Source organism: Streptomyces sp. NPDC054834 (assembly GCF_053611185.1).
The window spans coordinates 391,515-417,506 of sequence record NZ_JBSGZV010000002.1 but is presented as its reverse complement, the minus strand read 5'-3'; the positions used below and the strand labels follow the sequence as shown (position 1 = coordinate 417,506).

Below are 25,992 nucleotides of genomic sequence, written 5' to 3'. Positions count from 1 at the left end.
GCAGGGAACGTACGAAACCGTTCCTGTTGAGGCGTCAAAAGTCTTGGCATGAACACTTCCCGTCAACACGCGTAGTTGCTACGACGGTTGAGGCAGAGATCCTGCTAAAGGGAGGTTCCATGAGACGTTCCCGGTTTACGGCATTCGTGACCTCACTCCTCCTCGCCACCGGCCTCACCCTCACCGGGGCCGCCACGGCGCAGGGGTCCCCCCTCGCCGCGACCGGCGGTTACGTGGCGCTCGGCGACTCCTACTCCTCCGGAGTGGGATCGGGCAGCTACATCAGCTCCAGCGGCAGCTGCGACCGCAGCACCAAGGCGTACCCGTACCTGTGGAACGCCGCGCACGCCCCGTCCTCGTTCGCCTTCAACGCCTGCTCCGGCGCCAGGACGGACGACGTCCTCGCCAACCAGCTCGGCTCGCTCAGCACCTCCACCGCCCTTGTCTCGATCACCATCGGCGGCAACGACGCCGGCTTCGCCGACGTCATGACAACCTGTGTGACCGGATCCGACAGCACCTGCCTGTCCCGCATCAACACCGCGAAGGCATACGTCGACTCGACGCTGCCCGGCAAGCTCGACAGCGTCTACTCGGCGATCAGCAGCAAGGCCCCGTCCGCCCGTGTGGTCGTGATCGGCTACCCCCGCTTCTACAAGCTGGGGGCGACCTGCATCGGCCTCTCCGAGACCAAGCGCGCCGCGATCAACGACGCGGCCGACTACCTGAACACCGCAGTCCAGAAGCGCGCGCTCGACCACGGCTTCGTCTTCGGCGACGTCCGCACCACCTTCTCCGGCCACGAGCTGTGCTCCGGCAGCGCCTGGCTGCACAGCCTCAACCTGCTCGACATCAGCGAGTCGTACCACCCGACCGCGTCCGGCCAGTCCGGCGGCTACCTGCCCGCGTTCACCAACGCGGCCTGATCCGCTCAGGGAGAGGCGGAAGGCGAGGAGGAGGCCCCGTCCGACGGGGTCTCCGTCGTCGCGCAGGTCACCGAGAACGGCACCTGGTCGGACGTCGTACGCACCGGGCTGCGCACCTCGACGCCGATCGCGTTCTCGACCGTCCCGCTCTCCGAGTACGTCGTCACGACCACCTTGTCCTGCTTGGACTTCCCGCCGCCCGCCGGGAACGACAACGTCTTCCACCCCGCGTCCGAGACCGAGCCGTTCTTCCCCACCCACCGGTACTGGACCTGAGCGGGCAGCCGGCCCACCGTGAACGTCGCCGTGAACGCGGGCGCCTGAGCGCTCGGCGGCGGACAGCTCCCGGAGTACTCCGTGTGCGCACCGGTCAGGGTGACGTGCACGGACTGGGCCGGGGCAGAGCTCGCCGGGCTGCTGCTTCGCGAGGGCGGCGGGGCACCCTTGTCGGAGTCGGTGCTGTGGGTGGGGGCCGGGGAACTGAGGCTGCTGTCCTTGTCCGTGCTCGCGCCACCGCTGTTCTTGTCGTCCTCGCCGCCGCGGTCGAGCAGCGCGTACGTCAGTCCGGCCAGTGCCAGGGCGACCGCGACCAGGCCCGCGACCAGGACCACGGCGGCACGCCGGTTGCGGTCCGGCTCCGGCGAAGACGCTGTGGCGGTGCGGGACGGCACGGGTCTCGGCGGCGTCGGGGACGACGGCTGCATCGGGGACGACGGCTGCATCGGACGGGTCGGGGCCGTCGGAGCGTACGACCCCACGGGCACGGTGTCCGCGCGCGGCGCACCGCCCGCGGCGACGAGCCGCAGGTCCTGCTCGGCCAGTTCGGCAGGCAGCCGCTCGGCCGGATCCTTGCGCAGCAGCCCCTCGATGACCGGGGCGAGCGGTCCGGCCCGGCGCGCCGGCGGCAACTCCTCGTCGACGACCGCGCGCAGTGTGCTCAGCGGCGTGTCGTGACGGAACGGGGAGCTGCCCTCGACGGCCGCGTACAGCAGCACGCCCAGCGACCAGAGATCCGACTCGGGACCGGGCGTGCGCCCGAGCGCCCGCTCCGGGGCGAGGAACTCGGGCGAGCCGATCACCTCGCCGGTCATGGTCAGCGCGGAACTGCCCTCGACCGTGGCGATGCCGAAGTCGGTGAGCACCACCCGGCCGTCGTCGGCCAGCAGCACGTTGGCCGGCTTCACGTCCCGGTGCAGCACCCCGGCCGCGTGGGCGGCGCGCAGCGCGGCCAGCACCTCGGCGCCGATGTGCGCGGCGCGCTGCGGGGACAGCGGACCTTCCGCCTCCAACTGGTCGGCGAGGGACAGCCCGCGCACGAACTCCATGACGACCCAGGGCCGGCCGCCCTCCATCGCCACGTCGTACACCGTGACCACATTGCGGTTCGCGACCCGCGCCGCCGCCCAGGCCTCGCGCTCCAGCCGGGCGTACATCCGCTCGACGTCGGGTCCGGGCAGCCCGTGCGGGGCCCGCACCTCCTTCACCGCGACCTCACGGTGCAGTACCTCGTCGCGGGCCCGCCACACGGTTCCCATCCCGCCCTCGCCGAGCGGGGACAGCAGACGGTAGCGGCCGGCGATCACACGTTCACTGCCCGGCTGTTCGGACACGGGCGCCCCCAATCGCATCGGCACGTTCTCGCGACTTACGTGCCCTGCTGCTACTTTGCTCCCGTCGCGGCAGGACATGCCGGAGGGACAACACCGTGTGACCGGTCGAGTGTCCGTGAACCGCAACCCATCGGGTTGGAATCCCCCTCTTCCGGAGGAGGAGGATGTCAAGAAAGTAGCTCAGCCGAGCGCGGATGCCGCCCCCCTGAGTACCAATCCGGCCCCGAGGGCCAGGACAACCAGCGCAGACCCCAGGGGGGCGGCCCGGCGGGCCAGGGCGGCGACCGGGTGAGCAGTCAAGCGGGGGCGCCTGTTCAGCACCCGGTTCATCCCGCTACCCAGCTTGACGACGGCGAACCCGGCCGCGGTGAGTGTGAGCGCCAGCCCGACGCCGTACGCGACGACCAGCAGCAGACCGAACCACGCCTGCCCGAGGGCCGCGGCGCCCACCAGCACCACGACGGCGGACGGGCTGGGTACGAGCCCGCCGGCGAACCCGAGCAGGACCGTGCCGCGCAGGGTGGGGGCGGTGGCGTGGGTGTGGGTGAAGCCGCCGTGGGTGTGCTCGACGGCGCCGTCGTGATGGTGGTGCTCGTGGTCATGGTCGTGCTGGTGGTCGTGGTCGTGATGGTGGTGCTCATGGGTGTGGCCGTGCTCATGGGTGTGGCCATGGCCGTGCGCCTGCTGCCGGTTGCGCAGCGCCCGCCGTACGAGGTTCGCTCCCGCGACGGTCACCAGGAGGCCGCTCGCGATGCCCAGCCAGGCGATCACCGAGGGGGTCGCGGCCGAACCGGCGGTGACGAGGAGACCGAGGGCCACCACGCCCAGGGTGTGGGTGACCGTGACCGAGGCGGCCAGGGGAAGCACGTCCCGCATGCGGGCCCGGCCGCCCCGGGCGGCAGCCGTCGCGGCCATCAGGGTCTTGCCGTGGCCCGGCGCGAGGGCATGCATCGCGCCGAGGCCGATCGCGATGAGCAGGGCCAGGGAGGCGAAGCCGACGGTGAGGTCGTGGCGGGCGACGAGGTCGTCCAGCGCGCGGGTCCAGCGGTCGGCGCCGCGGGGCAGGATGGAGGAGGCGGGGGCGTCCTGGCGCTCCTCGGCGAGAGCCGGTCCGCCGGGCCGCGCGTGCACGGAGGCGGTGATGGTGTCGGCCGGGGAGGAGAGCAAGTCCTTCGGGTACGCCGTCAGTTCGTGGGAGACCGACGTCTTCGGCACGTCCGACGCGGTGAGCGTCATCCGGTCGCCGCGCGCGGTGATCTCCCGCCAGCCCGGTCCCGTGGTCGTGCCCGCGCTGTGGAAGCCGAGGGCCACGGTGTCGCCCTTGGGGAGCGGGGCGGTGAACCGGCACTCCACCCGCAGGGTGTTGAGCCCTGCCTGGCCGGGCCGCAGCTTCGCGTGTGCCGTGCCGGTCGCCAGGGCGGTCTTACGGCCGTCGACGGTCAGCCTGCTGCCCTCGGCGGCCGTGGCACACCGCTGCCGGGCCCACTCGGTCAGGCCCAGCCGCTCGATGTCGGGCTTGGCCTGGGTGGCCGGGATCTCGGCGAGGTCCTCGAAGTGGTCGACGCGGAGCTGTCCGGGGGCGGCGACGAGACCGTCGTAGCGGTTGACGGTGAAGTTGCCGAGCGGGTGGGCGCTCGCTGCCGTGGTGGGCAGGAGCACGAGCGCGCCGGCGGCCAGGGCGGCGGCGAGGAGGCGGCGGGGCTTCACTTGGCCGCCTCCAGCGCCTTGTGGGCCTCGCGGGCGCCCAGCGGGGAGAAGCCCGGGTTGAGCTTCAGGGCCGCGGTGAGCGAGGCGCGGCCGTCCTTCCGGTGGCCGGTGGCCAGTTCGATCATGCCGCGGTGGTAGAGGAAGGAGGCGTTGTGGTAGCCGGTGGCGGTGGCCCGGCGGGCGTGGTCGAGGGCCTCCTGGTCCTTGCCGTTGACGTGCAGGGCCCAGGCCAGGGCGTCCGCGGTGTGCACGGTGTGGCGCCGGGCCCACTCGGCACGGGCGGCACGCAGGGCGGCGGCCTTGTCACCGTGGTCGGCGGCGGCCAGCGCGGTGTCGAGGTCGGCGTTGACCCCGTTGGCGCGGGCGAGGGAGATCCAGGCGTCGACGAGGGCGTACTGGTCCTCGGCCTTGGCCTTGTCGCCGTCCTGGCCGCGTGCCTCGTACAGCTCGCCGAGTTCGACGAGGGGGCCGGGCAGCGGATACCGCGAGACGACGAGCTCCATGCCCTTGATCGCGGCGGCCCGGTCACCGCTCGCCGCCTGGGCACGGGCGCGGCCCTCCAGGGCGGGGAGGTAGTTCTCGTCGGCGGCCAGGGCGCGCGCGTAGTGGTGCAGGGCCGTCTTGTAGTCGCCCTGGTTCCAGGCGAGCTGGCCGAGCTGGGCGGAGACATAGGCGATGTCGCCGCGCGAGGTGGCGGTGGACAGGGCCTGCTCCAGCACCCGGCGGGCCGTCTTCACGTCGCCGCGCAGCTCGTGCACGTACGCGTACCGGGTGAAGACGGGCACTCCCGGCTTGCGCTCGTCGGCCGTGTCGGCGGCCTTCGACGCCTCGTCGTACCGGCCGAGTTCGACGAGCGCGTCGATACGGGAGGACAGGGCGCGTTCGCTGTAGGGGTTCTGCTTCAGCGCCCGGTCGGCGTAGGTGAGGGCCTCGGCGAACTGGTGCCGGGCGGCGGCGAGCGCGGCGAGGCCCGCCAGCGCCTGGTCGTTGTCCGGAGCCAGCCGCAGTGAGCGCTTCAGGGCCTTCTCGGCCTGCGGATACCGGGAGGGGTCGCCCTTGGTCCGCGCCTGCTCGTCGTAGGCCAGCCCGAGGGTGGCCCAGCTGCCGTAGTCCTTGGGCTGGGTGCGCAGATGGGCCTGGAGGGAGGCGATGGTCGCGTCGAGGTCACCGCTCGCCAGCAGCCCGGGGGAGACGGCGCTGGAGGCCGCCACGGGCGCGGGCGAACCGTCCCGCGCGGCACCGAAGGCGATCGCCCCGCCGGTCAGCGCCACCGCCAGCAGCGCCGCGCACCCGGCGAGCCGAGCGGCCCGCCACCGCCGCCCGGCGTCCCCGACCCGCCGCACGGCAGCAACCCGCACATCCGCCCCGGCCTCCGGCGTGGCAGCGGTGGACCCGGTTCGGGAGTCGTGAGGTTCCGGCCCGGAGACCTCGCCGTGGGGCTCGGCCCCGGGGGCCGGCGTTCCGGCGCGAAGGGTGGCGGTTTGGGTGCCACCGGTCGGCGATCCGGCTTCCGCGTCGGCGGGTTCGGCGTCCGTGGCGACGGTGCCTGCCTCGGCGGCGGTGGATGCGGCTCGGGAGTCGTGGGGTTCCGGCTCGGCGGGGACCGGCCCGGAGACCTCGCCGTGGGGCTTGGCCCCGGGGGCCGGAGTACCGGCTCCGGCGTCGGCGGAGTCGCCGTCCGTGGGCGCGGGGACCGCGTCGGCGGCGGGCTGCGTTCCGGCCTCGGCGGACTCCGCCGCGGCAGTGGACTCGGTTTCCTGACCAGGGAGTTCACCCCGCGGGGCGGGGGATGTCCCACCGGTGGGCGGGAGTTCGTCCCCGTCCGCCTCGGACACGGAGTTGTCGTTCGTGCGCGGGGACATGCCCTCTCCTGGGTCGCCTGGTCGTTGCGGGAAGTCGTGGGGCGGCGCGGCCCGCGCGGTGGGGGAATGAATGCGCGGGCCGCGCCAGTCGGTGGGGGTGGGGCGTGGGTCAGTACGGGCGCTGGATGCGCCGGCGCCACCAGGCCACGGCCGCGCCGATCAGCAGGATTCCGGCCGCGCCGGAGGCCGCCGACCCGGCGATCAGGACCTTGTTGTCGGTGGCGCTGCCGCCCGAGCCCGCCGGCTGGAGCGCGTCACCGAGCTGGCTGCGGACGTCGGCGCCGCTGGTCGTGCCCTTGGCGAGCTTGCCGCGCGAACCCGGGGTCGGCTCGGCCACGTACGGGAAGTACTTCTCGAACTTCTTGTCGTTGGCGTTGACCGCGTCGCTCAGGTCGTTCTTGGCGCCGACCAGTTCGCCCTCCATGACCTGGAGCGCCTCGTCGATCACGTCGTCGGTGAGCCGACGGCCGTTCGGGAAGCCCGCGTTGTCACCGTCGAGCACACCGAGCCGCTTGGGGTGCATGGCCGGCTTGATCGAGGTGTTGAGGCGCAGCTGCTCCGAAGCCTTCACGTTCGGCGGCTGGTTGAGGCCCTTGACGCCCTTCAGGAACACGTCGACCAGGTCGTTGCGCGGCTCACTCGGAGCGTCGATCTTGTAGATCGACTGGATCAGCTTCGGCAGCTCGGGGTTGGTCACGTTCTTCAGGAACTGCGCGTCGTACGCCGGCGAGGACGCGTTGAACTTGTCCTTGTCCTTGAGCGGGTTGACGACCTCGTTCACCAGCGGGTTGCCCAGGCGCGAGACCTGCGAGTAGTAGCCCTGCGCGTTCTTGCGCTGCGTGGTCGACCAGATGCCGACGATCGGCTGCTTGTCCGACTCGCGGATCATGTCGTTGGGCACCTGGAGGGCGATCGTGTTGACGTTGTAGCCCTTGAGCGTGTCCCGGCCGACCTCGCTGAGGTTCCCGCCGTACAGCAGGTCGAAGACGCGCAGGTCCAGGAAGAACGGGTCGTCCGCCTGCCCGGCGAAGGTCTGGGCGCCGTTCGACGTCTTGTAGATGGCCTGCGAACGCAGCTTCGCGTAGTCCGGCATCGACGCCTTGCCGACGTCCGACGGGGCCACCGGGACGTCGTCCGCGACCCGCGACTTGTACACCTGCTTGCCGTACTTCAGCTTGATCAGGTCGATGTCGTACGTCTGCGTGACGTTGAGGTCGGGGTCGTTCAGGCTGTCGACCTGACCGGTGTTGTAGAGGAAGGTGTTCTCGTTCTTCCTGTGGGTCTTGAAGGTGTAGCGGAAGAGCAGGTCGTCCTGGGCGTCACCGTTGTTGTCGACATGGAGGTCGTACTGGGCGTCGTCCGCGAACGTGAAGAAGTTCGGTCCGCCGGCCGGGTCCTCCATCGGGATCCAGTTCGCCACGATCGTCGTCGTGTCCGGCTTGTCCGGGCTGACGAACGCGTACACGTCCGTGTTGTCGTACTGCGGGGTCCCCGAGATCAGCGGGGCCTCCCGGTGGCTGGAGGCGGAGGCCGCCCCGGGTTCCAGCGTGGCGACGCCGGCGGCTGCGAGCCCCCCGGCGGCCAGCGCTCCACAAACGAGGGTGACAAGGCCCTTGCGTCCCGCACCGCTCCTGGAAAAGTGAGGTGTCATGCCGTCCGTCCTCAGTCCCAACTTGCTTGACGGACGGGTATACGGAGCTGAGGCCCGGTTCGGATTGGTCTCGAAGAAAAAATCTTTTCCGAGTTCCTGACCCGCGTTTTCGGCCCTCGGATACGTAAGCCCTGCTGGAGGTGTGTCCGTTGGGCAGGGGCGGTGTGACGGGAGCTGGTGTGGCGGGATGGGGCCGGTGCGGCCGTGGAGAGGGGGACGGGGTGGAGGCGGACGAACTCCTGGTGCGCGTGGCGGGCGGTGACCAGAAGGCGTTCGAGCAGTTGTACGGCATGGTGTCCGGGCCGGTGTACGGACTCGTGCGCCGTGTGCTGCGCGATCCCGCCCAGTCGGAGGAGGTGGCCCAGGAGGTGCTGCTCGAACTCTGGCGCTCGGCCGCCCGGTTCGACCCCGCCAGGGGCAGCGCCCTGTCCTGGGTCCTGACCCTCGCCCACCGTCGCGCCGTCGACCGCGTGCGCAGCGCCCGCGCGGCCGGCGAACGGGAGCAGCGCGAGGCACTGCGCGCCTCCGGACCCGCCTTCGACCATGTCGCCGAGGAGGTCGAGGCGGGGCTGGAGCGCGAGTGGGTACGGCGCTGCCTGGACCGACTCACCGCCCTGCAACGGCAGTCCGTCACCCTCGCCTACTACGACGGTTACACCTACCGTGAGGTGGCCGAGCGGCTGTCGCTGCCGCTGGGTACGGTCAAGACGCGGATGCGCGACGGACTCACCCGGCTGCGCCAGTGCCTGGGAGGTGCCGCATGAGCCTGCTCGACCGGCTGCTGCGCCGCGAGGACCTGCACTCGCTCGCCGCCCCCTATGCCCTGGACGCCCTGGAACCCGCCGAGCGCGTCCGCTTCGAGAAGCACCTGAGGACCTGCGACCGCTGCACCGCCGAGGTGCGCGCACTGGCCGAGGACGCCGTGCGCCTGGCCTGGTCCACGGCCGCCCCGCCGCCGGCCGCGATGCGCGACCGGGTGCTGGCGGCGGTCCGGGCCACCCCGCAGGACCGGGCCCAGGCGCCGGTCCGGGAACACGCGCCCCAACTCCCGCCGCACGTCTGGGGTGCGCAGCCCCCTCCGGCCCGCACCCGTGCGCCCCGCTCGCGCCCCCTCTTCGTCCCGTTCGCCACCGTCACGGCCGCCGCCGCGCTCGTCGTGGCCGGGCTCTTCGCGGTCCAGGCCAACCGGACTCAGGACCAACTCGATGCCGCGCGGGCGCAGTCACGTGAGATCGCCCACGTTCTGTCCGCCTCGGACGCCCGCGCGACCAGTGGCAAGGACACGCAGGGACGAACTATCGGAGTGATCGCTTCCGCATCGGAGGGCCAGGCCGTCGTCACGCTCAGCGGATACAGCGCTCCGCCCAGCGGACGGGTGCACCAGCTCTGGCTCATGCGCCCCGGCGTGCAACCGCGCTCCCTAGGGCTCTTCGACGGCGACACGCCCCTGATCGCGACGGGTCTGGGCAAGTCCGCGACGTCACTCGCCGTAACCGTGGAACCCGACGGTGGGTCAGCACGGCCCACCACGCAGCCAATTGCCCAACTCGCGTTGAAATCGGTCGGATTCGGAGAGTAATCGTCAACCCCCTTGCTGGGTAGGTGAATCCTGCGACCGTGATACACGCATGCCTCGTCGGGGCGATAGGGTTACCCTGCCCGGGCCGGGTGGACTCGTACGGGTGGGGAGTGACATGGAGCAGATAACAGTGCGCAGCAGGGCGCGGGTCCCTGCGATCAGCTGCGGGAGCAGCGCGACCAGCTCGCGCCTGGACCGCCATCTGTCGGTATTGGCGGGTCCCGCCATACCGCAGCGGGAGACGGTCGAGGCCACCTCGCTGATGCGTGAGCTGACCGCACGTGAGCCCGCGCACGAGCGCAGCGGCAGGGGTGCCCGGGTCCGCCGGGTCTCGCTCTTCGCCCCCCTGCGCCGACTGCGCCGCTCGCTGTTCGGCGGCAACAAGCACTGAGCCCCGCCCGCGTTCAGGCGATCACACCGTCCCGGCGCAACGCTGCGATCTCGTCGTCCGTCATCCCCACGGCACGCAGCAGCGCACCGGTGTGCTGTCCGAGCGCGGGCACGTCACCCATCCGAGCCTCGTCCCCGCCCGGCAAGGTGATCGGCGGCAGCAGTGACCGCAACGGCCCGACCGGCGAACCCACCTCCCGCCACCGCTCCCGGGCCGCCAGCTGCGGATGCTCCGCGACTTCCCACAGGTCCCTCAGCCGGGCACACGCGATGCCCGCCGCCTCCAGGCGCGCCAGTGCCTCGTCCGCCGTCAGCGCGCCCAGCGCCTTGGCGACGAGCCCATCGGTGCGCTCCCGGTTCGCCACCCGCGCCGGGTTCGTCGCGTACGCGGGATCCGTGCCCAACTCGGGCTGCCCGATGACCTGCTCGGCCAGTCGCCGCCACTCCCGGTCGTTCTGCACCGACAGCAGCACCCGCCCGCCGTCCGCCGTCGGATAGGCGTCGTACGGCGCGATGACGGCATGCGCCAGCCCGGTGCGGACCGGGGGAGTGCCGCCGTGCATGGTGTGGTGCAGCGGATGGCCCATCCACTCGGCGAGCGAGTCCAGCATCGACACCTCCACCGGCCCGCCGCGCCCGGTCGTCCCGCGCCGCACCAGCGCCGCCAGCACCCCCGAGAAGGCGTACATGGCCGCCGCGATGTCCGCCGCCGGGATCCCCGCCTTCACCGGCTGCTCCGGCGTCCCGGTCACCGACACCAGCCCCGCCTCGCACTGCACGAGCATGTCGTACGCCCGCTTGTCCGCGTACGGGCCCGACGCGCCGTACCCCGAGATGTCCACCGCGACCAGCCGCGGGTGGGCCGCGCACAGCGTGGCCGCGTCGAGGCCGAGCCGGGCCGCCGCGCCCTGCGCGAGGTTCTGCACGAACACGTCCGCGTCCGCGACCAGCCGCCGTACGAGATCCAGGCCGCGCGGGTCCTTCAGGTCCAGCGCGATGGACTCCTTGCCGCGGTTGCACCACACGAAGTGTGAGGCCAGCCCGCGCGCCGCGGAGTCGTAGCCGCGCGCGAAGTCGCCGCCGTCGGTCCGCTCCACCTTGATGACCCGGGCGCCCAGGTCGGCGAGCTGCCGGGTCGCGAAGGGCGCGGCCACGGCCTGTTCGACGGCGACGACTGTGATGCCCTCCAGGGGCAGGGGGAGTCGGTCCATGGGGTGGATCATCACCCGTGACCGGCGGCTTTGTCAGCCGTGCGCGTAGCGGCGGACCGCGAGCGGTGCGAAGAGGGCGATCAGCACGGCGCACCACACCAGTGACCCCGCGACCGGATGCGCCACCGGCCAGGCCGCGCCCTCGGGCACGGGTGCGTTGCCGAACAGGTCCCGCAGCGCCGTGGTCACCGCGCTGATCGGGTTCCACTCGGCGAGCGTGCGCAGCCAGCCGGGCAGGTTGCCGGTCGGGATGTAGGCGTTGGACAGCAGCGGCAGCATGAAGGTGGCGCCGCCCAGCTGGCCGGCCGCCTCCTCGCTGCGGGTCAGCAGCCCGAGGAAGATGCCCACCCAGGTGCAGGCGAACCGGAACAGCAGCAACAGCGCGACCGCGCCCACCGCGGCCGGCGCCGAACCCTCCACCCGCCACCCCATGGCCAGTCCGACCAGCAGGAACGGCACCGTCCCGGCGGCCGTGGTCACGAGGTCGGCCAGCGCCTGCCCCAGCGGGACGGCGGCCCGGCTCATCGGCAGCGTGCGGAAGCGGTCCATCACGCCCCGGTGGGTGTCCTGGGCCGCCTGGAACATGCCCGTCATGATCCCGCCGGCGGCGGTCGCCACCAGCAGTCCGGGGACGAGGAAGGAGCGGTACTCCGCGCCGGGCATCGCCAGCGCGCTGCCGAAGACGTAGCCGAAGAACAGCAGCATGCTGATCGGCATCGTCTGGCTGAGGATCAGCAGTCCGGGGTTGTTGCGGCCCCGGCGCAGCTGGCGTCCCAGCATCGCGCCGCCGTCGTACGCCAGCATGCTCATGCCGCGGCCTCCTCGAGGTCGGTGCGGTCGGTGCGGTCGGTCAGACGCAGGAACACGTCGTCGAGGGTCGGGGGCCGCAGGCTCGCGTCGAGCAACGGCAGGCCGGCCGCGTCGAGTTCGCGGACCAGGCGGGGCAGGGTGAGCGTGATGTCGGTGGTGACGGCGCCGACGCTGTGCCGCTCGTGGTCGCACACCGGCTGTCCGCCGGTGATCCGGTCGAGCACGGCGGCGGCCTTCTCCAGACTGCCGGCATCGGCGACGACGACCTCCGCGTACACCCCGATCGCCGCCTTCAGCTGGGCCGGTGACCCCTGGTGCGCGACCCGCCCCCGGTCCACCAGGGCGATGTCGTCGGCGAGTTGGTCGGCCTCCTCCAGGTACTGGGTGGTGAGCAGCACGGTCGTGCCGTCCGCCTTCAGCTCGCGCACGGCGTCCCAGATCCGGTTCCGGCTGGCCGGGTCGAGCCCGGTCGTCGGCTCGTCGAGGAACAGCACGTCCGGGCGGCGTATCAGGCTCGCCGCGAGGTCCAGGCGGCGCCGCATCCCGCCCGAGTAGGTGGACGCGGGCCGGTCGGCGGCCTCGGTCAGGCCGAAGCGGTCCAGCAGCTCCGCGGCCCGCTCGGCGGGGCCCCGCACCCGGTGCAGCCGGGCGAACAACCGCAGGTTCTGCCGCCCCGTGAGGTCGCCGTCGACCGACGCGTACTGCCCCGTGACGCCGATCCGCCGCCGTACGGCCGCCGCCTCCCGTACGAGGTCGTGCCCGGCGACCCGCGCCGAGCCCGCGTCGGGCCTGAGCAGCGTGGTCAGCAGCCGCACGGCCGTCGTCTTCCCGGCCCCGTTCGGGCCCAGCAGCCCGCAGACGGTGCCCTGCGCGACGGCCAGATCCAGCCCGCGCAGGGCGTGCACAGCGCCGAAGCGCTTCTCCAAGCCTTCACTAAGTACAGCGTACGTAGAAGTCATGCGTCGACCATAGCGCACTACGTACGGTGTACGTAACTAAGATGGTGGGGCGAGGTGATGATCGATGGCAGGCCGAGGGGCCGTACCCGAAGTGATCTGGGCGCGCCCCGAGCGCGCCGGGCGAGGTCCGCGGCCGGCGCACACCCGCGCCGAGATCGCGGCCGCCGCCGTACGGATCGCCGATGCCCAGGGGCTGGACGCGGTGTCCATGCGGCATGTCGCGGCCGAACTGGGCTGCGGCACGATGTCGCTGTACAACTACGTCCCCCGCAAGGAGGACCTGTACGAGCTGATGGTGGACGCGGTCAGCGGCGAGCACGAGCTGTGGGAGCCGGCCGGCGACTGGCGCGCCGACATGCTCCGGGTCGCCCACCAGACCCGCGGCCTGCTGCACCGCCACCCCTGGATGCCGCGCCTGATGTCCCCCGTCTACGGCTTCAGCCCCAACGCCCTGCGCTACATCGAGCACTGCCTGGCCTGCCTGGACCCGCTTCCGGCCGCCTGCGGCACGAAGATCGAGCTCGTCGCGATGCTGAACGGCGTGGTGACCACCTACGTCCGCAACGAACTGGACACCGCGGAGCGTGCTCGCTCCCTGCCCTGGTCCGAGGACGAGGAGAACGCGGTCCGCATCGCCTACCTGGGCAGCCAGATCGCCTCCGGCGCGTATCCGCGGATGGCGGCGGCCTTCATGTCGGACCCGGGTCCGATCGACATGGAGGCGGTGTTCCAGCGGGCGCTGGAACGGGTGCTGGACGCCTTCGACCCGGACCGGGGTGGCCACTGACCGACCCGTGGTCCGCTAGATCAGCGCGAACTGGCCCTCCGGGCCCTCCTCGTGGTGGTCGAGGACGGAGGCGGGGCGGTGGGACCACTCCGGGGCCGGGAGTACGCCCGCCTCGCGGAGGTCGGTGGCCGTGGCCGGGGCCGTCGGCTCCAGCTCTTCCTGTCGGGGCTTCAGCTCCGCCAGGAGCGCGAGCACGGTGATCAGTTCCAGCAGCTCCGACGTCCAGGCCTGCGGCCAGGAGCCGGGGCGGACCGCGGCGAGGGTGCCGGGCTCGGCGGGGGCGGTGCGGACCGCGAACCACTGCTCCAGGACCCGGACCCCGGCGACCTCGAAGTCCCATGCCTCCGGGGGTACCGGCGAGATGCGGCCCTCGTCGACGTGCAGGGTCTCCTCGTCGCGGTCGTAGTGGAGGGTGAGCGGGCGGGCGGGCAGGGGCGCGCGGACGTAGGGGCGGCGCCCGCCGGGGAGTTTGGGGCGTTCGCCGTCGCGGCGCATCAGCCGGAGCAGGCGGTGGCCCAGCCGCACGCCCCTGGCCCAGAGTTCGGCGTCGCCGGTGAGCGGGACGGTGAGGTCCGGGCGGGTCGTGGCCAGGATCCAGGCGAGCACGTCCAGCGGGGCCGGGGACAGGCCCAGACGGTCGGCCAGGAAGGCCGGCAGGCCCGGCGCGAGATTCGGTTCCTCGCCCCCCGGCCGCCGGTACAGCGGGCGGATGCGGCCGGGGCGCAGGAGGGGCAGGCGGGAGGTCGCCAGGAGGGGCGAGCCCAGAGCGGGGCTGTCGCCGGCCGTCTCCACGGTGAAGACCTGGTGCTCGTCGGCCACCCGCCACAGCTCGGGGCGGGCCGCGTCCAGCAGGCGGTGGTCGGGGATCAGCCACTGCTCGTCGAAGGGGGCCGCGAGCACGCGCACCGGTTCCGGGCAGGGGCCCGAGGCCCGCACCAGCTTCTCCGTGCCGCTGGACTGGCCGGGCAGCTGCCCCACCGCCGAGTGCGGCGTCCGCGAACGCGTCGGCTCGAACAGGGCCTCCCGGTCCGGACCCTCGGCCTTCAGCAGGGCGTCCCAGCGGGCTTTCAGGGAGCCCGGATCGGGTGCCGTCGGCCAGGCGCGGCCCGGCCGCAGCGGTGCGACGGACCACGGCATGAGGTCCGCCAGCAGCGGAGCGTCGTCGTGCGTCACGCTGGGCATCGTACGGCAGCGCCCGGAACGGGCGAGGGCCCGTATTGGACACACGGTTCCCCCCGCACGGGCGCGCCGCGCCACGACGAACCCGTGGACGCCCGACGGGGCATCGCGGTCTCCGCGCGGACGCGCCCCGTCACGACGAACCCGTGGACGGCCGACGGGGCATCGCGGTCTCCGCGCGGGCGCGCCCCGCCACGGTGAATCCGTGGACGGCCGACGGGGCATCGCGGTCTCCGCGCGGGCGCGCCCCGCCACGGTGAATCCGTGGACGCCCGACGGGGCATCGCGGTCTCCGCGCGGGCGCGCCCCGCCACGGTGAATCCGTGGACGCCCGACGGGGCATCGCGGTCTCCGTGCGGGCGCGCCCCGCCACGGTGAATCCGTGGACGCCCGACGGGGCATCGCGGTCTCCGCGCGGGCGCGCCCCGTCACGACGAATCCCGAACCCGTAGACGGCCGACGGCGCATCGCGGCCCCGTCAGCGGAGCGCTTACGCGTCCAAGGTCACCGTGAAGGAGAAGCGGTCGCCCCGGTAGTGGATGACCGCCACGTCGAGGGCGCGGCCCTCGGTGTCGTAGGTGATGCCGGTGTAGTGCAGGATCGGGCTGAGCAGGGGGACTTGGAGCAGTCGCGCGGTGTCGGGGTCGGCCAGCCTGGCCTCCACGGTGTCCGTGATGCGGCTGATGTCCACCCCGACGACATCCCGCAGCACCTTGGTCATCGGCCAGCGCACCAGGTCGTCCAGCTCGATGCGCTCGGCCAGTTCGGGACGGATGTGGTTGCGGGCGTGGTTGGTCGGCTCGCCGGTCTTCTCGTCGCTGCGCAGCCGGTGGTACGTCGCCACCTCGGCGAGGTCCGGGAAGTACTCGGCGAGTTCGGCCGGCACGGTCGTCCTGCCGTGGTCCAGCAGTTCGGTCGCCATGCCGGACTGCTGGGCCACGATCGCGTCCACCGAGCCCAGCAGCCGCACGGGAGCACCCCGCAGGGCGTCCGGCTCGATGAACGTGCCGCGCCGGCGGTGCCGGGTGATCAGCCCCTCGTCCTCCAGCTCCTTCAGCGCCTGCCGCATGGTCAGCACGCTGACCCCGTAGTGCTCCGCCAGCCGCTCCTCGGTGGGCAGGCGGAGCGGGTCCCGGGGCGAGCGGCCGAGTATCGAGGCGCGCAGCGACTGCGACACCTGGTACCAGAGCGGCAGCTTGCGGTTCAGGACGATGGAGTCGGGGGCGAAGGAGGTCACGGGCTATCCGTACCTGTCGGGAACCGGTCAGCGCAACGGACGGAAGTGCCGCTCCAGGCCCCGCCACACGTCGTCGTACCCCTGCTGGAGATGGTCGGCGTGGGCCGCGTGCGGCGTGAGTGTCACAGGCCAGCGCGTCTCGAACATGAACGCGAGCCCGTCGTCGACCTTCTGCGGCTTCAGTTCGGCCGCGCTCGCCCGGTCGAAGGTCTCCCGGTCCGGGCCGTGCGCCGACATCATGTTGTGCAGCGAGCCGCCGCCCGGCACGAAACCCCCTTCTCCGGCAGTCTTCGCGTCGTAGGCGCCCTCGATCAGGCCCATGTACTCGCTCATCACGTTCCGGTGGAAGTACGGCGGCCGGAAGGTGTCCTCGCCCACCAGCCAGCGCGGCGCGAAGACCACGAAGTCGACGCCGGCCAGGCCAGGGGTGTCCGAGGGCGACGTCAGCACCGTGAAGACGGACGGGTCGGGGTGGTCGTAGGAGACCGTGCCGATGACGTTGAAGCGGCGCAGGTCGTAGACGTACGGCACATGGTTGCCGTGCCAGGCCACCACATCGAGGGGCGAGTGGCCGTATGTCGCCGACCAGAGGTTGCCGCAGAACTTGTTCACCACCTCCACCGGGCCCTCGACGTCCTCGTACGCGGCGACCGGGGCCTGGAAGTCACGGGCATTGGCCAGTCCGTTGGCGCCGATCGGGCCGAGGTCGGGGAGGCGGAAGGGAGCGCCGTAGTTCTCGCAGACGTAACCGCGGGCGGTCGGGCTCTGCCCGCCGTCCGATGCTGTGTCGAGCAGCTCCACCCGGAAGCGCACCCCGCGCGGCACCAGCGCCACATGTCCCGGCTCCGCGTGCAGCAGCCCGAACTCCGTGCGCAGCAGCAGCCCGCCGCGCTCCGGCACGATCAGCAGCTCCCCGTCGGCGTCGCTGAAGACGCGGTCCATCGAGGAGTTGGCGCGATACAGGTGCACGGCCATGCCGGCGCGCTGGGCCGCGTCGCCGTTGCCGCCCAGGGTCCACAGGCCCGCCAGGAAGTCCGTCCCGGCCGGCGGCTCGGGCAGCGGGTTCCAGCGCAGCCGGTTCGGGTCCGGCACGGTCTCGGTGAAGGGGGCCGTACGGATCGCGCCGTTGTCGGTGCGGACGAAGGAGGGGTGGGCGGCCGAGGGACGGATCCGGTACAGCCAGGAGCGGCGGTTGTGCGCCCTGGGCTCGGTGAACGCCGTGCCGCTGAGCTGTTCCGCGTACAGGCCGAGCGGTGCTCGCTGCGGCGAGTTGCGGCCTTCGGGCAGGGCTCCGGGCACCGCCTCCGAAGCGTGCTCGTTGCCGAATCCGGACAGATAGGCCAGTGCCTCCGCGGTCTTCCGCGCGTCCCCGCTCATGATCGCTCCCTTGCGAACCTGATTCCTATGTATCACCGTAGGATTGCGTTTTCGCGGGCGCAAGAGGGAACCGGCGTCCTACGGGGCCCTGAGTCCTACGCGGGTCCTCCGGGAGAGGTAGGGCCGGAACCAGACTTCAGAAGGATCCGCGCCCCGGCGCGCTGTCCTAGAGTCCCGGGCATGTCGTGGAAGCGGGGGCTGCTCGCCGCGCTCGTCGTCTGTGTCCCGCTGCTGCTGGGACCGGCGGGTTGCGGCACGAGCGACGCGAACGAGAGGAAGGACGGGGAGTCACCATCACCGGTGGGCAGACTCCTCGACGAGACGGACCGGGAAGGACGGCACTACCGTGAGGTCGGCAAGGACAAGGCGCCCTATGTCGGTATCGAGGTCACGCCCGACGCCGGCGGCAGCTGGGACGTCCGGCTGACCGTCCGCAACTTCCGCTTCTCCGCGCCGGGCGCGAAGGCGGAGGCGGTCGCCGGGCGGGGGCTGGCCCACCTCTTCGTCGACGGCGGCCAGGTCACCCGGCTGCGCACCCCCGGATACCGGCTCGCCGCCCGACTCGTCCCGCACGGCACCCACCACGTCACCGCCCGCCTGTACGCCGACGACGGCACGGTATGGGCGGTGCACGGCAAGCCGGTGGAGAGCACGGCCGACATCACGGCGTCCGGGGCGGAGTCGTCACCGAAGTCGTCATCGGCGCCGTCACCGTGACCCGGGCGAGATGAGTGCGTCGGCCATCCGTCTCCGTACCAGGGGGCGAGGTTCACCGGAGTCCGGCGGGAAGGCATCATGAAGCCCGTGCCCCACGATGCGACATCGCTGCGTCGCGCGCCCGTGCAGCGGCGCAGCGCCGAACGGCTGACCAGGATCCTCGACGCCTGCGCCGACCTCCTCGACGAGGTCGGCTACGACGCCCTGAGCACGCGGGCCGTGGCGCTGCGCGCCGGTGTGCCCATCGGCTCCGTCTACCGCTTCTTCGGCAACAAGCGGCAGATGGCCGACGCGCTCGCACAGCGCAACCTGGAGCGGTACTCCGAGCGTGTCACCGAGCGCCTGAAGGACGCACGGCGGGGGGACTGGCGGGCGGCGATGGACGCCGTCCTGGACGAGTACCTGGCCATGAAGCGCACCGCGCCCGGCTTCTCCCTCGTCGACTTCGGCAACCAGATCCCGGTCGGCGCCCGGCACGCCGAGCCCAACCACCGCGTCGCGGACCGCCTCACCGACCTCCTCTCCGGCTATCTCGGCCGCGACCCCGACGACGACCTCAGCCGCACCTTCCTGGTGGCCGTGGAAGCCTCCGACACCCTGGTCCAGCTCGCCTTCCGGGTGGACCCGGACGGCGACGAGGCGATCATCCGGGAGATCCGGGAGCTGCTGAGGGCGTATCTGGGGCGGGTGCTGGACTGAGGCGCTGCCCGTGGCTCAGCGCCGACGTCGCCGCGGACGCAGAGCGCTGAGCGTCGCGCACGCCGACGCTCCGAGCAGCATCCCGCCCCACGCCACCCCGCCCGGCCGATGCGCGAGCGTCGCGTAGGTGAAGGCGCCAAGGCCGCCGCCCACCAGGAAGAACGCGAAGCCGCGAAGCGCGAACCGCCATCTCGGGCGGTCCATGTCCGAGGTCATGACGGCATTGTGCACGCTCCGGGCGTCGGGCCCCGGGCCGGGCCGGGGGTCGAGGCGGTGTCGAGCCGGCCACTCCTTCACTCAGCCCCTCCCCATTGTGCATACCGGTCGGTATGCTCGGGTCGCCGAGGCGCCAGCGCCGCCGCCATCCCATCGGGAGGACCCGTGTCCCGCACCGCCCTGCGAATCTGCCCCCTGTGCGAGGCCACCTGCGGCCTGACGCTCACCATCGACGGGACCCGGGTCACCGGTGCCCGGGGCGACCGCGACGACGTGTTCAGCAAGGGGTTCATCTGCCCCAAGGGCGCCTCCTTCGGTGCCGTCGACGGCGACCCGGACCGGCTGCGCACACCCCTGGTCCGCAGGGACGGCGAACTGCGCGAGGCGAGCTGGGAGGAGGCCTTCGACGCCGTCGCCGCGGGGATCCGGCCCGTCGTCGAGCGGTACGGGGCGGACTCGGTCGGCGTGGTCCTCGGCAACCCCAACGTGCACACCATGGCCGGCGGTCTGTACCCGCCTGTCCTGGCCGGCGCGCTGCGCACCCGCAGCCTGTTCACCGCCTCCACGGTCGACCAGATGCCCAAGCACGTCTCCAGCGGGCTGCTGTTCGGCGACGCCAACGCCATCCCCGTGCCGGACCTCGACCACACCGACCACCTGCTGCTCATCGGCGCCAACCCGCTGGAGTCCAACGGAAGTCTGTGCACCGCCCCCGACTTCCCCGGCAAGCTCAAGGCGCTCAAGGCCCGCGGCGGCACGCTCATCGTCATCGACCCGCGCCGCACCCGCACCGCCAAGCTCGCCGACCGGCACATCGCGATCCGCCCCGGCACCGACGCGCTGCTGCTCGCGGCGATGGCGCACGTCCTCTTCGAGGAGGCCCTCGTCGACCTGGGGGACCTGGCGCCGCACGTGGCCGGGGTCGGCGAACTCGCCGAAGCCCTGCGGGACTTCACCCCCGACACCGTGGCCGACGCCTGCGACGTGCCGGCCGACGGGATCCGTACCCTCGCCCGCGAACTCGCCGCCGCCCCCACCGCGGCCGTCTACGGCCGCATCGGCAGCTGCACCGTCCCGCACGGCACCCTCGCCAGCTGGCTCGTGGACGTCCTCAACATCCTCACCGGCAACCTGGACCGCCCCGGCGGTGCCCTCTTCCCGCAGGCGGCGACCGACAAGACGCCCCGCCCCGCCGGACCCGGCCGCGGGTTCGCGCTCGGCCGCTGGCACTCCCGGGTACGCCGGCACCCCGAGGCGAAGGGCGAGTTGCCGCTCTCCGCGCTCGCCGAGGAGATCGACACCGCCACCGAGGAGGGCGAGCCGATCCGCGCCCTCATAGCCGTCGCCGCCAACCCCGTGCTGTCCGCCCCGGACGGCGACCGGCTCGACAAGGCACTGGACTCCCTGGACTTCATGGTCAGCGTCGACCCCTACCTGAACGAGACCTCGCGCCACGCCCACGTCGTACTGCCCCCGCCCCCGCCCTCGCAGAGCCCGCACCACGACTTCGCCTTCAACACCCTCGCCGTACGCAACCAGGTCCGCTACACCCGCCCCGCCGTCCCCCTGGAGCCCGGCCGGATGGCCGAGACCGAGATCCTGGCCCGGCTGATCCTCGCCGCGACCGGCATGCACGGCGCCGACCCGGCGGCCGTCGACGCCATGGTCATCGACCAGACCCTCGGCAAGGCCGTCCAGGACCCCCACTCACCGGTGCACGGCCGCGACCCGAAGGAACTCGCCGCACAGCTCACCGGCGACACCGGCCCCGAGCGGCGGCTGGACATGATGCTGCGCCTCGGCCCCTACGGCGACGGCTTCGGCGTACGAGCGGACGGGCTGAGCCTGGCCAAGCTCCTCGAACACCCGCACGGCATCGACCTCGGCCCGCTGCGCCCCCGCCTGCCGCAGCCGCTGAAGACCAGCAGCGGCAAGGTCGAGCTGCTTCCGCGGCCCATCGCGGACGACCTGCCCCGCCTGCGCGAGGCCCTGCACGAGCGCGCCGACGGGCTCGTCCTGGTCGGCCGGCGCCATCTGCGGTCCAACAACAGCTGGATGCACAACGTGCCCGCCCTCACCGGCGGCACCAACCGCTGCACCCTGCACATCCACCCCGAGGACGCCGAACGCCTCGGCGTGCTGGACGGGGCGGCGGTCCGCGTCAAGGGCGCCGGGGGAGAGGTCACCGCCCCGGCCGAGGTCACCGACGGCGTACGCCCCGGCGTGGTGAGCCTGCCGCACGGCTGGGGGCACAACCGCCCCGGTACCCGGATGAGCCACGCCGCCACCGACCCCGGCGTCAACGTCAACCAGCTCCTCGACGGCAGCCTGCTCGACCCGCTGTCGGGCAACGCGGTCCTGAACGGAGTGCCCGTCGAGGTCGCCGCCGTGACCGAAAAGCTCACCCCCGTGACCTGAGCAAAGCCGTGACCTGGCATTTTGCGCTTATTGCTCGCAGGTCAACGTCTTGTTAACGCCGTTTGAACGGACCTAACGTCAACGCACCGCCTGCCCGGTGGAATGTTCAAGGGCGAACGTTAGGTATCCACTCATGCTGACCATCCTCGGCTTCGCCATGATCGCGACCTTCCTGGTCCTGATCATGCTGAAGAAGATGTCGCCGATCGCGGCGCTCGTGCTGATTCCCGCGCTGTTCTGCGCGTTCGTCGGCAAGGGCGCCAAGCTCGGCGACTACGTCCTCGACGGCGTCACCAGCCTCGCGCCCACCGCGGCGATGCTGATGTTCGCGATCGTCTACTTCGGTGTGATGATCGACGTCGGCCTCTTCGATCCGATCGTCCGGGGGATCCTCAAGTTCTGCAAGGCCGACCCGCTGCGGATCGTCATCGGCACCGCCGTACTCGCCGCGATCGTGTCGCTGGACGGCGACGGCTCGACCACCTTCATGATCACCGTCTCGGCGATGTACCCGCTGTACAAGCGCCTGAAGATGAGCCTGGTCGTGATGACCGGTGTGGCCGCCATGGCCAACGGCGTGATGAACACGCTGCCCTGGGGCGGCCCGACCGCCCGCGCCGCGACCGCGCTGAAGCTCGACGCCAGCGACATCTTCGTGCCGATGATCCCCGCCCTCGCCGCGGGCCTGCTGTTCGTCTTCGCCCTCGCCTACGTCCTCGGCCGCCGCGAGCGCAAGCGGCTCGGTGTGCTGACGCTGGGCGAGGTGCTGGCGGAGGAGCCGGAGCCGGAGACCGTCCTGGTGGGCGCCGGTTCCGGCAAGGGCGCCGCTTCCGGCAAGGGCGGCGAGTACGGCAAGGCCCCCGTGCACACCGGTGGCGCGGGCGCCGGCACCGACGCGGACGCCCCCGAGGACGAGGAGGACGGTCTTCAGGGCCTCGACCCGGAGCGGCCGACCCTGCGGCCCAAGCTGTACTGGTTCAACGCGCTGCTCACCGTCGCCCTGCTCACCGCCATGATCATGGAGTGGCTGCCGATCCCGGTGCTGTTCCTGCTGGGCGCGGCCCTGGCGCTGACCGTCAACTTCCCGCACATGCCCGACCAGAAGGCCCGCCTCGGCGCACACGCCGAGAACGTCCTCAACGTCTCCGGCATGGTCTTCGCCGCCGCCGTCTTCACCGGCGTCCTCCAGGGCACCGGGATGGTCGACCACATGGCCAAGTGGCTGGTGGGCAACATCCCCGACGGCATGGGCCCGCACATGGCCTTCGTCACCGGCGTGCTGAGCATCCCGCTCACGTACTTCATGTCGAACGACGGCTTCTACTTCGGCATCCTCCCGGTGCTCGCCGAGGCCGGCCACGCGCACGGCGTCTCCTCCCTGGAGATCGCCCGCGCCTCCCTCGTCGGCCAGCCGCTGCACATGTCCAGCCCGCTCGTCCCGGCCGTGTACGTGCTGGTCGGCATGGCGAAGGTGGAGTTCGGCGACCACACGCGGTTCGTGGTCAAGTGGGCGGCGCTCACCTCGCTGGTGGTACTCGGCGCGGGAATCCTGTTCGGCATCATCTGATCTCCCCATCCGGTCTCCCAGGGAGGAAACGTCCATGGCGCCCGGTGGGAACCGCGGCTGGCTGCTCCGCCTCGTCATCGCCTTCGGCTTCGCGCAGGGGGCGGTGTCGATGGCCCGGCCCGCCGTCTCCTACCGGGCCCTCGCGCTGGGCGCGGACGAGCGGGCGGTCGGTGTGATCGCGGGCGTGTACGCCCTGCTGCCGCTCTTCGCGGCCGTACCGCTCGGCCGCCGGACCGACCACGGCCGCTGCGCGCCCCTGCTGCCCGTCGGCGTGGTCCTGATATCCGGCGGCTGCGTCCTCAGCGGCCTCGCCGGCTCGCTGTGGGCGATGGCCCTGTGGAGCGGGGTGATGGGCCTCGGTCACCTCTGCTTCGTGATCGGCGCCCAGTCGCTGGTGGCCCGGCAGTCCGCCCCGCACGAGCAGGACCGCAACTTCGGCCACTTCACCATCGGCGCCTCGCTCGGCCAGTTGACCGGGCCCGTCGCGGCGGGTGCGGTGATCGGCGGTCCCGACATGGCGGGCTCCAGCGCGCTGGCCCTCGTGGTGTCGGGGGCAGTCGCGGCGGTCGCCTTCACCTCCCTGTGGCGCATCGAGGACCGTACGGCCGTCCCGTCCCGCGGCGCGGGGGGCGAGCGGGTGCCGGTCGGCCGCATCCTGCGCGCCAGGGGCGTGCCGGCGGGGATGCTCATCAGCCTCTCCGTGCTGTCGGCCACCGACATCCTCACCGCCTATCTGCCGGTGGTCGGCGAGCACCGGGGTATCGCGCCGTCGGTGGTCGGCGTCCTGCTCAGTCTGCGCGCCGGCGCCACCATCGCCTGCCGTCTCGTCCTCACCCCGCTGCTGCGGCTGCTCGGCCGCTCCCTGCTGCTGACGGTGACCTGTGTGCTGGCGGCCGTGCTGTGCGCGGGTGTCGCGCTGCCGGTGCCGGTGTGGGGGCTCGGGCTGATGCTCGTCGCGCTCGGCTTCTGCCTCGGGGTCGGTCAGCCCTTGTCCATGACGACGGTCGTCCAGGCCGCTCCCGACGAGGCCCGCTCCACCGCGCTCGCGCTGCGCCTGACCGGCAACCGCCTCGGCCAGGTCGCCGCACCCGCCGCCGCGGGGCTGGTCGCCGGGGTCGCGGGGGTGGCCGCGCCGTTCGTGATGCTCGGGGCGCTGCTGCTGCTCTCGGCGGGGGGTGCGCTGCGTGGCCCCCGGGCCCCGGAGGCGGTGCCCCGGACGGCGGCGCCCGCCGTGCGGGAGGGCCGTACGGGGCCTGCGTTGCGCCGCCCGGGCGACACCTGACGGCGCGTCGGGCGCCGCTGCCACGAGGGCCGGGGTGGTTGTGAAAGAGAGTCAGATGAAAGGTCGATTTGTATGAAAATCGTCTGACTCGGAGGAGTACCCATGCCCACCTTGACACTCCCACCTGCCATCGGCACCCGGCTCGGAGTCGGTGCCCTCACCGTCCTCACCGCGGCGGGAGCCACCTGGCTGGCGGCGCCGAGCGCCGTGGCCCAAGGGGAGGCGGGTGACATCAGGATCCACCGGGTGGGCGTGCCCTTCGGCGTCTCGAAGGACGACCCCGTGGTCTGCCGGTTCTACCTCGACGCCGTCAACTTCGACACGCTGCCGAGCGTCGCGTACACCATTGTGGCTCAGCCGCCGCTGCCCACCAGTGCCACCGTGACCGGGACCATCGCGCTCGGCCCGGGCTCCGGTGCCGGGCACACCGACCCGTTGGGGCTGGCGGACGGGCAGTACCGGCTCACCTGGACCGCGGGCGCCACGCCGAGGGAGAAGATCTTCCGCGTCGACTGCCACGGCCAGCCGGACCACGGGCCCGGCGGGGACCCCGGCCGCATCGAGGACCACGGGCATGACGCGGTGGCCGCCCCGCACGAGGGTGACGGTCCGCGCGACGAGGGCGACGGGGCGCGCGGCGACGGCGACGGGTCGCGCGGCGACGCCGATGGTCCGCGGGGCGGTGTCCACGCGGGCGGTGGCGGTCTCGTCGACACGGCCGGGGCGTACACCCCGCTGACCGCGGCCGCTGCCGTGGGTCTGGTCGTGGTCTGCGGAGCCGTGTACTTCCGGCTGATCCGCCGGCGCCCCGATGGTGCCGCGTAGGCGCAGACGCAGGCCCTGGCACCGGACCCGCGCCTACCGCCTCGCCAGGACGGCCGTGCTCGTCACCGTCCTGGTGACGGTGGTCCGCTGCGGCGGGCACGAGGAGCCCGCCGGCCCGGCCGGGGCCGGCGGGCCCACGCAGGCCGGGCGGGCCGCACCCCCGCCCCAGCCCCTGCCACGATCACCGGCGACCACCTTGCGGGTCCCCTCGCTGGGCGTGGACGCGCCGATCGTCGGTGTACGGCTCGGCCCCGACCGCCAACTGGAGACGCCGCCGCTGGACAGGCCCAAGCTCGTCGGCTGGTACCAGGACGGGCCCACCCCCGGTGAGACGGGCACGGCCATCGCCGTCGGCCACCGCGACACCCGGACCGGCCCCGCGGTCTTCGCCGCCCTCGCCCAGGTGCCCTCGGGCAGCCGCATCGAGGCCGGGCGCGCCGACGGCCGCACCGCCGTCTACACCGTGGACCGCGTCCGCGTCTTCGACAAGGACGACTTCCCCGACAAGGAGGTGTACGGCCCGAGCCGCCGCCCCGAACTGCGGGTCCTCACCTGCGGCGGCCTCTACAACCGCAGAACGGGCTACACCAGCAACGTGGTCGTCTTCGCCCACCTGACCGCAACCCGATGACCTCCGGCGGTTCACGGACCACGCCGGCCGCCGGTTTCCGGTGCGGCTGACCGGCTGTACTCGGCACCGCCTGCCGACGGCCTCGTCGCGGCGCCTTGGCCCGCGTGCCGGGGGCAGGTGCTTCGGGTGCTCGTGGGCGGGCGTCCGCAGCGGCTGGGCGCGCGGGCTGCGCTGATCCGGTGGCGGGGGCCGGCCGGTGGTTTGCGGTGCGGGGCGCCGGCTGCACTTGACGCTCCTGCCGCCAGGCCTGCCGACGGCCTCGTCGCAGCGCCCTGGCCGGCGGGGGTCATCCACCGATGGCCTCCGGCATGGCGCGGCGACGGCGTGCCGGGTCGCAGGCTTGCGGACCGTC

23 protein-coding genes are annotated in these 25,992 nt (G+C 72.6%); 12 read left to right on the top strand and 11 right to left on the bottom strand.

Annotated features, from left to right (window positions below; translation table 11 throughout):
- The first annotated feature begins 119 nt into the window (after positions 1-119).
- A complete protein-coding gene (locus ACWGJM_RS04595) occupies positions 120-926 on the top strand; it encodes an SGNH/GDSL hydrolase family protein (protein WP_453410187.1) in 807 nt (268 codons plus the stop codon).
- 5 nt (positions 927-931) lie between these two features.
- Here ACWGJM_RS04595 and ACWGJM_RS04590 read toward each other — a convergent pair whose 3' ends face one another.
- The 4 genes from ACWGJM_RS04590 to ACWGJM_RS04575 all read right to left on the bottom strand — a co-directional run bounded on the left by ACWGJM_RS04590 (position 932) and on the right by ACWGJM_RS04575 (position 7,756).
- Positions 932-2,554, bottom strand: a complete 1,623-nt coding sequence (locus ACWGJM_RS04590) for a serine/threonine-protein kinase (RefSeq protein ID WP_453410186.1) — start codon at positions 2,552-2,554, stop codon at positions 932-934.
- A gap of 162 nt (positions 2,555-2,716) precedes the next feature.
- Positions 2,717-4,243: a HoxN/HupN/NixA family nickel/cobalt transporter gene (locus tag ACWGJM_RS04585; protein WP_453410185.1), complete on the bottom strand. Its 1,527-nt coding sequence runs from the start codon at positions 4,241-4,243 to the stop codon at positions 2,717-2,719.
- On the bottom strand, positions 4,240-6,105 hold the full coding sequence (locus ACWGJM_RS04580) for a tetratricopeptide repeat protein (protein WP_453410184.1): 1,866 nt from the start codon (positions 6,103-6,105) through the stop codon (positions 4,240-4,242). Before ACWGJM_RS04580 ends, ACWGJM_RS04585 begins: the two co-directional genes overlap by 4 nt.
- A 109-nt stretch (positions 6,106-6,214) precedes the next feature.
- Positions 6,215-7,756: a DUF4331 domain-containing protein gene (locus ACWGJM_RS04575; protein ID WP_453410183.1), complete on the bottom strand. Its 1,542-nt coding sequence runs from the start codon at positions 7,754-7,756 to the stop codon at positions 6,215-6,217.
- A 221-nt stretch (positions 7,757-7,977) separates the two neighbouring features.
- Between ACWGJM_RS04575 and ACWGJM_RS04570 the strand changes: the two genes are divergently transcribed.
- The 3 genes from ACWGJM_RS04570 to ACWGJM_RS04560 all read left to right on the top strand — a co-directional run bounded on the left by ACWGJM_RS04570 (position 7,978) and on the right by ACWGJM_RS04560 (position 9,726).
- Positions 7,978-8,520, top strand: coding sequence for a sigma-70 family RNA polymerase sigma factor (locus ACWGJM_RS04570; RefSeq protein WP_453410182.1), 543 nt, complete (start codon positions 7,978-7,980; stop codon positions 8,518-8,520).
- Positions 8,517-9,335 carry an anti-sigma factor gene (locus ACWGJM_RS04565; protein ID WP_453410181.1) on the top strand — a complete coding sequence of 273 codons (819 nt, stop codon included), beginning with the start codon at positions 8,517-8,519 and terminating at the stop codon, positions 9,333-9,335. Before ACWGJM_RS04570 ends, ACWGJM_RS04565 begins: the two co-directional genes overlap by 4 nt.
- 115 nt (positions 9,336-9,450) lie before the next feature.
- Entirely contained in the window at positions 9,451-9,726 is a 276-nt protein-coding gene (locus tag ACWGJM_RS04560; protein ID WP_453410180.1) for a hypothetical protein, read from the top strand.
- 13 nt (positions 9,727-9,739) lie between these two features.
- Here ACWGJM_RS04560 and ACWGJM_RS04555 read toward each other — a convergent pair whose 3' ends face one another.
- Genes ACWGJM_RS04555 through ACWGJM_RS04545 form a run of 3 tightly spaced genes read right to left on the bottom strand, consistent with a single transcriptional unit; the run spans position 9,740 to position 12,705 of the window.
- The gene (locus ACWGJM_RS04555; RefSeq protein WP_453410179.1) at positions 9,740-10,936 is read right to left on the bottom strand and encodes a CaiB/BaiF CoA transferase family protein; all 1,197 of its coding nucleotides are present in this window, start codon (positions 10,934-10,936) and stop codon (positions 9,740-9,742) included.
- 33 nt (positions 10,937-10,969) lie between these two features.
- Positions 10,970-11,746: an ABC transporter permease gene (locus ACWGJM_RS04550; protein ID WP_453410178.1), complete on the bottom strand. Its 777-nt coding sequence runs from the start codon at positions 11,744-11,746 to the stop codon at positions 10,970-10,972.
- Positions 11,743-12,705: an ATP-binding cassette domain-containing protein gene (locus ACWGJM_RS04545; RefSeq protein ID WP_453410177.1), complete on the bottom strand. Its 963-nt coding sequence runs from the start codon at positions 12,703-12,705 to the stop codon at positions 11,743-11,745. The genes ACWGJM_RS04550 and ACWGJM_RS04545 overlap by 4 nt, the downstream gene beginning before the upstream one ends.
- Positions 12,706-12,769: 64 nt before the next feature.
- Here ACWGJM_RS04545 and ACWGJM_RS04540 point away from each other — a divergent pair, with 64 nt between their 5' ends.
- Positions 12,770-13,492 carry a TetR/AcrR family transcriptional regulator gene (locus tag ACWGJM_RS04540; RefSeq protein ID WP_453410176.1) on the top strand — a complete coding sequence of 241 codons (723 nt, stop codon included), beginning with the start codon at positions 12,770-12,772 and terminating at the stop codon, positions 13,490-13,492.
- Between the two features lie 15 nt (positions 13,493-13,507).
- On the opposite strand, the gene ACWGJM_RS04535 is transcribed toward ACWGJM_RS04540, so the two are convergent.
- From ACWGJM_RS04535 to hmgA, 3 genes are all read right to left on the bottom strand, one after another.
- Entirely contained in the window at positions 13,508-14,674 is a 1,167-nt protein-coding gene (locus ACWGJM_RS04535; RefSeq protein ID WP_453410175.1) for a type ISP restriction/modification enzyme, read from the bottom strand.
- A gap of 487 nt (positions 14,675-15,161) precedes the next feature.
- The gene (locus ACWGJM_RS04530; RefSeq protein WP_453410174.1) at positions 15,162-15,908 is read right to left on the bottom strand and encodes a GntR family transcriptional regulator; all 747 of its coding nucleotides are present in this window, start codon (positions 15,906-15,908) and stop codon (positions 15,162-15,164) included.
- Between the two features lie 27 nt (positions 15,909-15,935).
- Complete coding sequence (gene hmgA, locus ACWGJM_RS04525; RefSeq protein WP_453410173.1) at positions 15,936-17,285, bottom strand: homogentisate 1,2-dioxygenase; 1,350 nt, start codon at positions 17,283-17,285, stop codon at positions 15,936-15,938.
- A gap of 180 nt (positions 17,286-17,465) precedes the next feature.
- Here hmgA and ACWGJM_RS04520 point away from each other — a divergent pair, with 180 nt between their 5' ends.
- Both ACWGJM_RS04520 and ACWGJM_RS04515 read left to right on the top strand, forming a co-directional pair.
- Positions 17,466-18,002, top strand: coding sequence for a hypothetical protein (locus tag ACWGJM_RS04520; RefSeq protein WP_453410172.1), 537 nt, complete (start codon positions 17,466-17,468; stop codon positions 18,000-18,002).
- A gap of 78 nt (positions 18,003-18,080) precedes the next feature.
- Positions 18,081-18,701, top strand: coding sequence for a TetR family transcriptional regulator (locus ACWGJM_RS04515; protein ID WP_453410171.1), 621 nt, complete (start codon positions 18,081-18,083; stop codon positions 18,699-18,701).
- A gap of 15 nt (positions 18,702-18,716) precedes the next feature.
- Here ACWGJM_RS04515 and ACWGJM_RS04510 read toward each other — a convergent pair whose 3' ends face one another.
- Positions 18,717-18,917, bottom strand: a complete 201-nt coding sequence (locus ACWGJM_RS04510) for a hypothetical protein (RefSeq protein WP_453410170.1) — start codon at positions 18,915-18,917, stop codon at positions 18,717-18,719.
- 165 nt (positions 18,918-19,082) lie between these two features.
- Here ACWGJM_RS04510 and ACWGJM_RS04505 point away from each other — a divergent pair, with 165 nt between their 5' ends.
- From ACWGJM_RS04505 to ACWGJM_RS04485, 5 genes are all read left to right on the top strand, one after another.
- Positions 19,083-21,335: a molybdopterin oxidoreductase family protein gene (locus tag ACWGJM_RS04505; RefSeq protein WP_453410169.1), complete on the top strand. Its 2,253-nt coding sequence runs from the start codon at positions 19,083-19,085 to the stop codon at positions 21,333-21,335.
- A gap of 133 nt (positions 21,336-21,468) precedes the next feature.
- Positions 21,469-22,902, top strand: a complete 1,434-nt coding sequence (locus ACWGJM_RS04500; RefSeq protein ID WP_453410168.1) for a CitMHS family transporter — start codon at positions 21,469-21,471, stop codon at positions 22,900-22,902.
- A gap of 34 nt (positions 22,903-22,936) precedes the next feature.
- Positions 22,937-24,184, top strand: coding sequence for an MFS transporter (locus ACWGJM_RS04495; RefSeq protein WP_453410167.1), 1,248 nt, complete (start codon positions 22,937-22,939; stop codon positions 24,182-24,184).
- Positions 24,185-24,286: 102 nt separating this feature from the next.
- Positions 24,287-25,009, top strand: coding sequence for a hypothetical protein (locus ACWGJM_RS04490; protein ID WP_453410166.1), 723 nt, complete (start codon positions 24,287-24,289; stop codon positions 25,007-25,009).
- Positions 24,996-25,640: a class F sortase gene (locus ACWGJM_RS04485; RefSeq protein ID WP_453410165.1), complete on the top strand. Its 645-nt coding sequence runs from the start codon at positions 24,996-24,998 to the stop codon at positions 25,638-25,640. Before ACWGJM_RS04490 ends, ACWGJM_RS04485 begins: the two co-directional genes overlap by 14 nt.
- The last annotated feature ends 352 nt before the right edge of the window (positions 25,641-25,992 follow it).

What these genes read in the sequence shown, in the direction of transcription:
- ACWGJM_RS04595 (WP_453410187.1), top strand. Translation starts at nt 120, where the DNA reads ATGAGACGTTCCCGGTTTACGGCATTCGTGACCTCACTCCTCCTCGCC.
- ACWGJM_RS04590 (WP_453410186.1), bottom strand. Translation starts at nt 2,554, where the DNA reads ATGCGATTGGGGGCGCCCGTGTCCGAACAGCCGGGCAGTGAACGTGTG.
- ACWGJM_RS04580 (WP_453410184.1), bottom strand. Translation starts at nt 6,105, where the DNA reads ATGTCCCCGCGCACGAACGACAACTCCGTGTCCGAGGCGGACGGGGAC.
- ACWGJM_RS04575 (WP_453410183.1), bottom strand. Translation starts at nt 7,756, where the DNA reads ATGACACCTCACTTTTCCAGGAGCGGTGCGGGACGCAAGGGCCTTGTC.
- ACWGJM_RS04565 (WP_453410181.1), top strand. Translation starts at nt 8,517, where the DNA reads ATGAGCCTGCTCGACCGGCTGCTGCGCCGCGAGGACCTGCACTCGCTC.
- ACWGJM_RS04560 (WP_453410180.1), top strand. Translation starts at nt 9,451, where the DNA reads ATGGAGCAGATAACAGTGCGCAGCAGGGCGCGGGTCCCTGCGATCAGC.
- ACWGJM_RS04555 (WP_453410179.1), bottom strand. Translation starts at nt 10,936, where the DNA reads ATGGACCGACTCCCCCTGCCCCTGGAGGGCATCACAGTCGTCGCCGTC.
- ACWGJM_RS04550 (WP_453410178.1), bottom strand. Translation starts at nt 11,746, where the DNA reads ATGAGCATGCTGGCGTACGACGGCGGCGCGATGCTGGGACGCCAGCTG.
- ACWGJM_RS04545 (WP_453410177.1), bottom strand. Translation starts at nt 12,705, where the DNA reads ATGACTTCTACGTACGCTGTACTTAGTGAAGGCTTGGAGAAGCGCTTC.
- ACWGJM_RS04540 (WP_453410176.1), top strand. Translation starts at nt 12,770, where the DNA reads ATGGCAGGCCGAGGGGCCGTACCCGAAGTGATCTGGGCGCGCCCCGAG.
- ACWGJM_RS04535 (WP_453410175.1), bottom strand. Translation starts at nt 14,674, where the DNA reads ATGCCCAGCGTGACGCACGACGACGCTCCGCTGCTGGCGGACCTCATG.
- hmgA (WP_453410173.1), bottom strand. Translation starts at nt 17,285, where the DNA reads ATGAGCGGGGACGCGCGGAAGACCGCGGAGGCACTGGCCTATCTGTCC.
- ACWGJM_RS04520 (WP_453410172.1), top strand. Translation starts at nt 17,466, where the DNA reads ATGTCGTGGAAGCGGGGGCTGCTCGCCGCGCTCGTCGTCTGTGTCCCG.
- ACWGJM_RS04515 (WP_453410171.1), top strand. Translation starts at nt 18,081, where the DNA reads ATGAAGCCCGTGCCCCACGATGCGACATCGCTGCGTCGCGCGCCCGTG.
- ACWGJM_RS04510 (WP_453410170.1), bottom strand. Translation starts at nt 18,917, where the DNA reads ATGACCTCGGACATGGACCGCCCGAGATGGCGGTTCGCGCTTCGCGGC.
- ACWGJM_RS04500 (WP_453410168.1), top strand. Translation starts at nt 21,469, where the DNA reads ATGCTGACCATCCTCGGCTTCGCCATGATCGCGACCTTCCTGGTCCTG.
- ACWGJM_RS04495 (WP_453410167.1), top strand. Translation starts at nt 22,937, where the DNA reads ATGGCGCCCGGTGGGAACCGCGGCTGGCTGCTCCGCCTCGTCATCGCC.
- ACWGJM_RS04490 (WP_453410166.1), top strand. Translation starts at nt 24,287, where the DNA reads ATGCCCACCTTGACACTCCCACCTGCCATCGGCACCCGGCTCGGAGTC.
- ACWGJM_RS04485 (WP_453410165.1), top strand. Translation starts at nt 24,996, where the DNA reads ATGGTGCCGCGTAGGCGCAGACGCAGGCCCTGGCACCGGACCCGCGCC.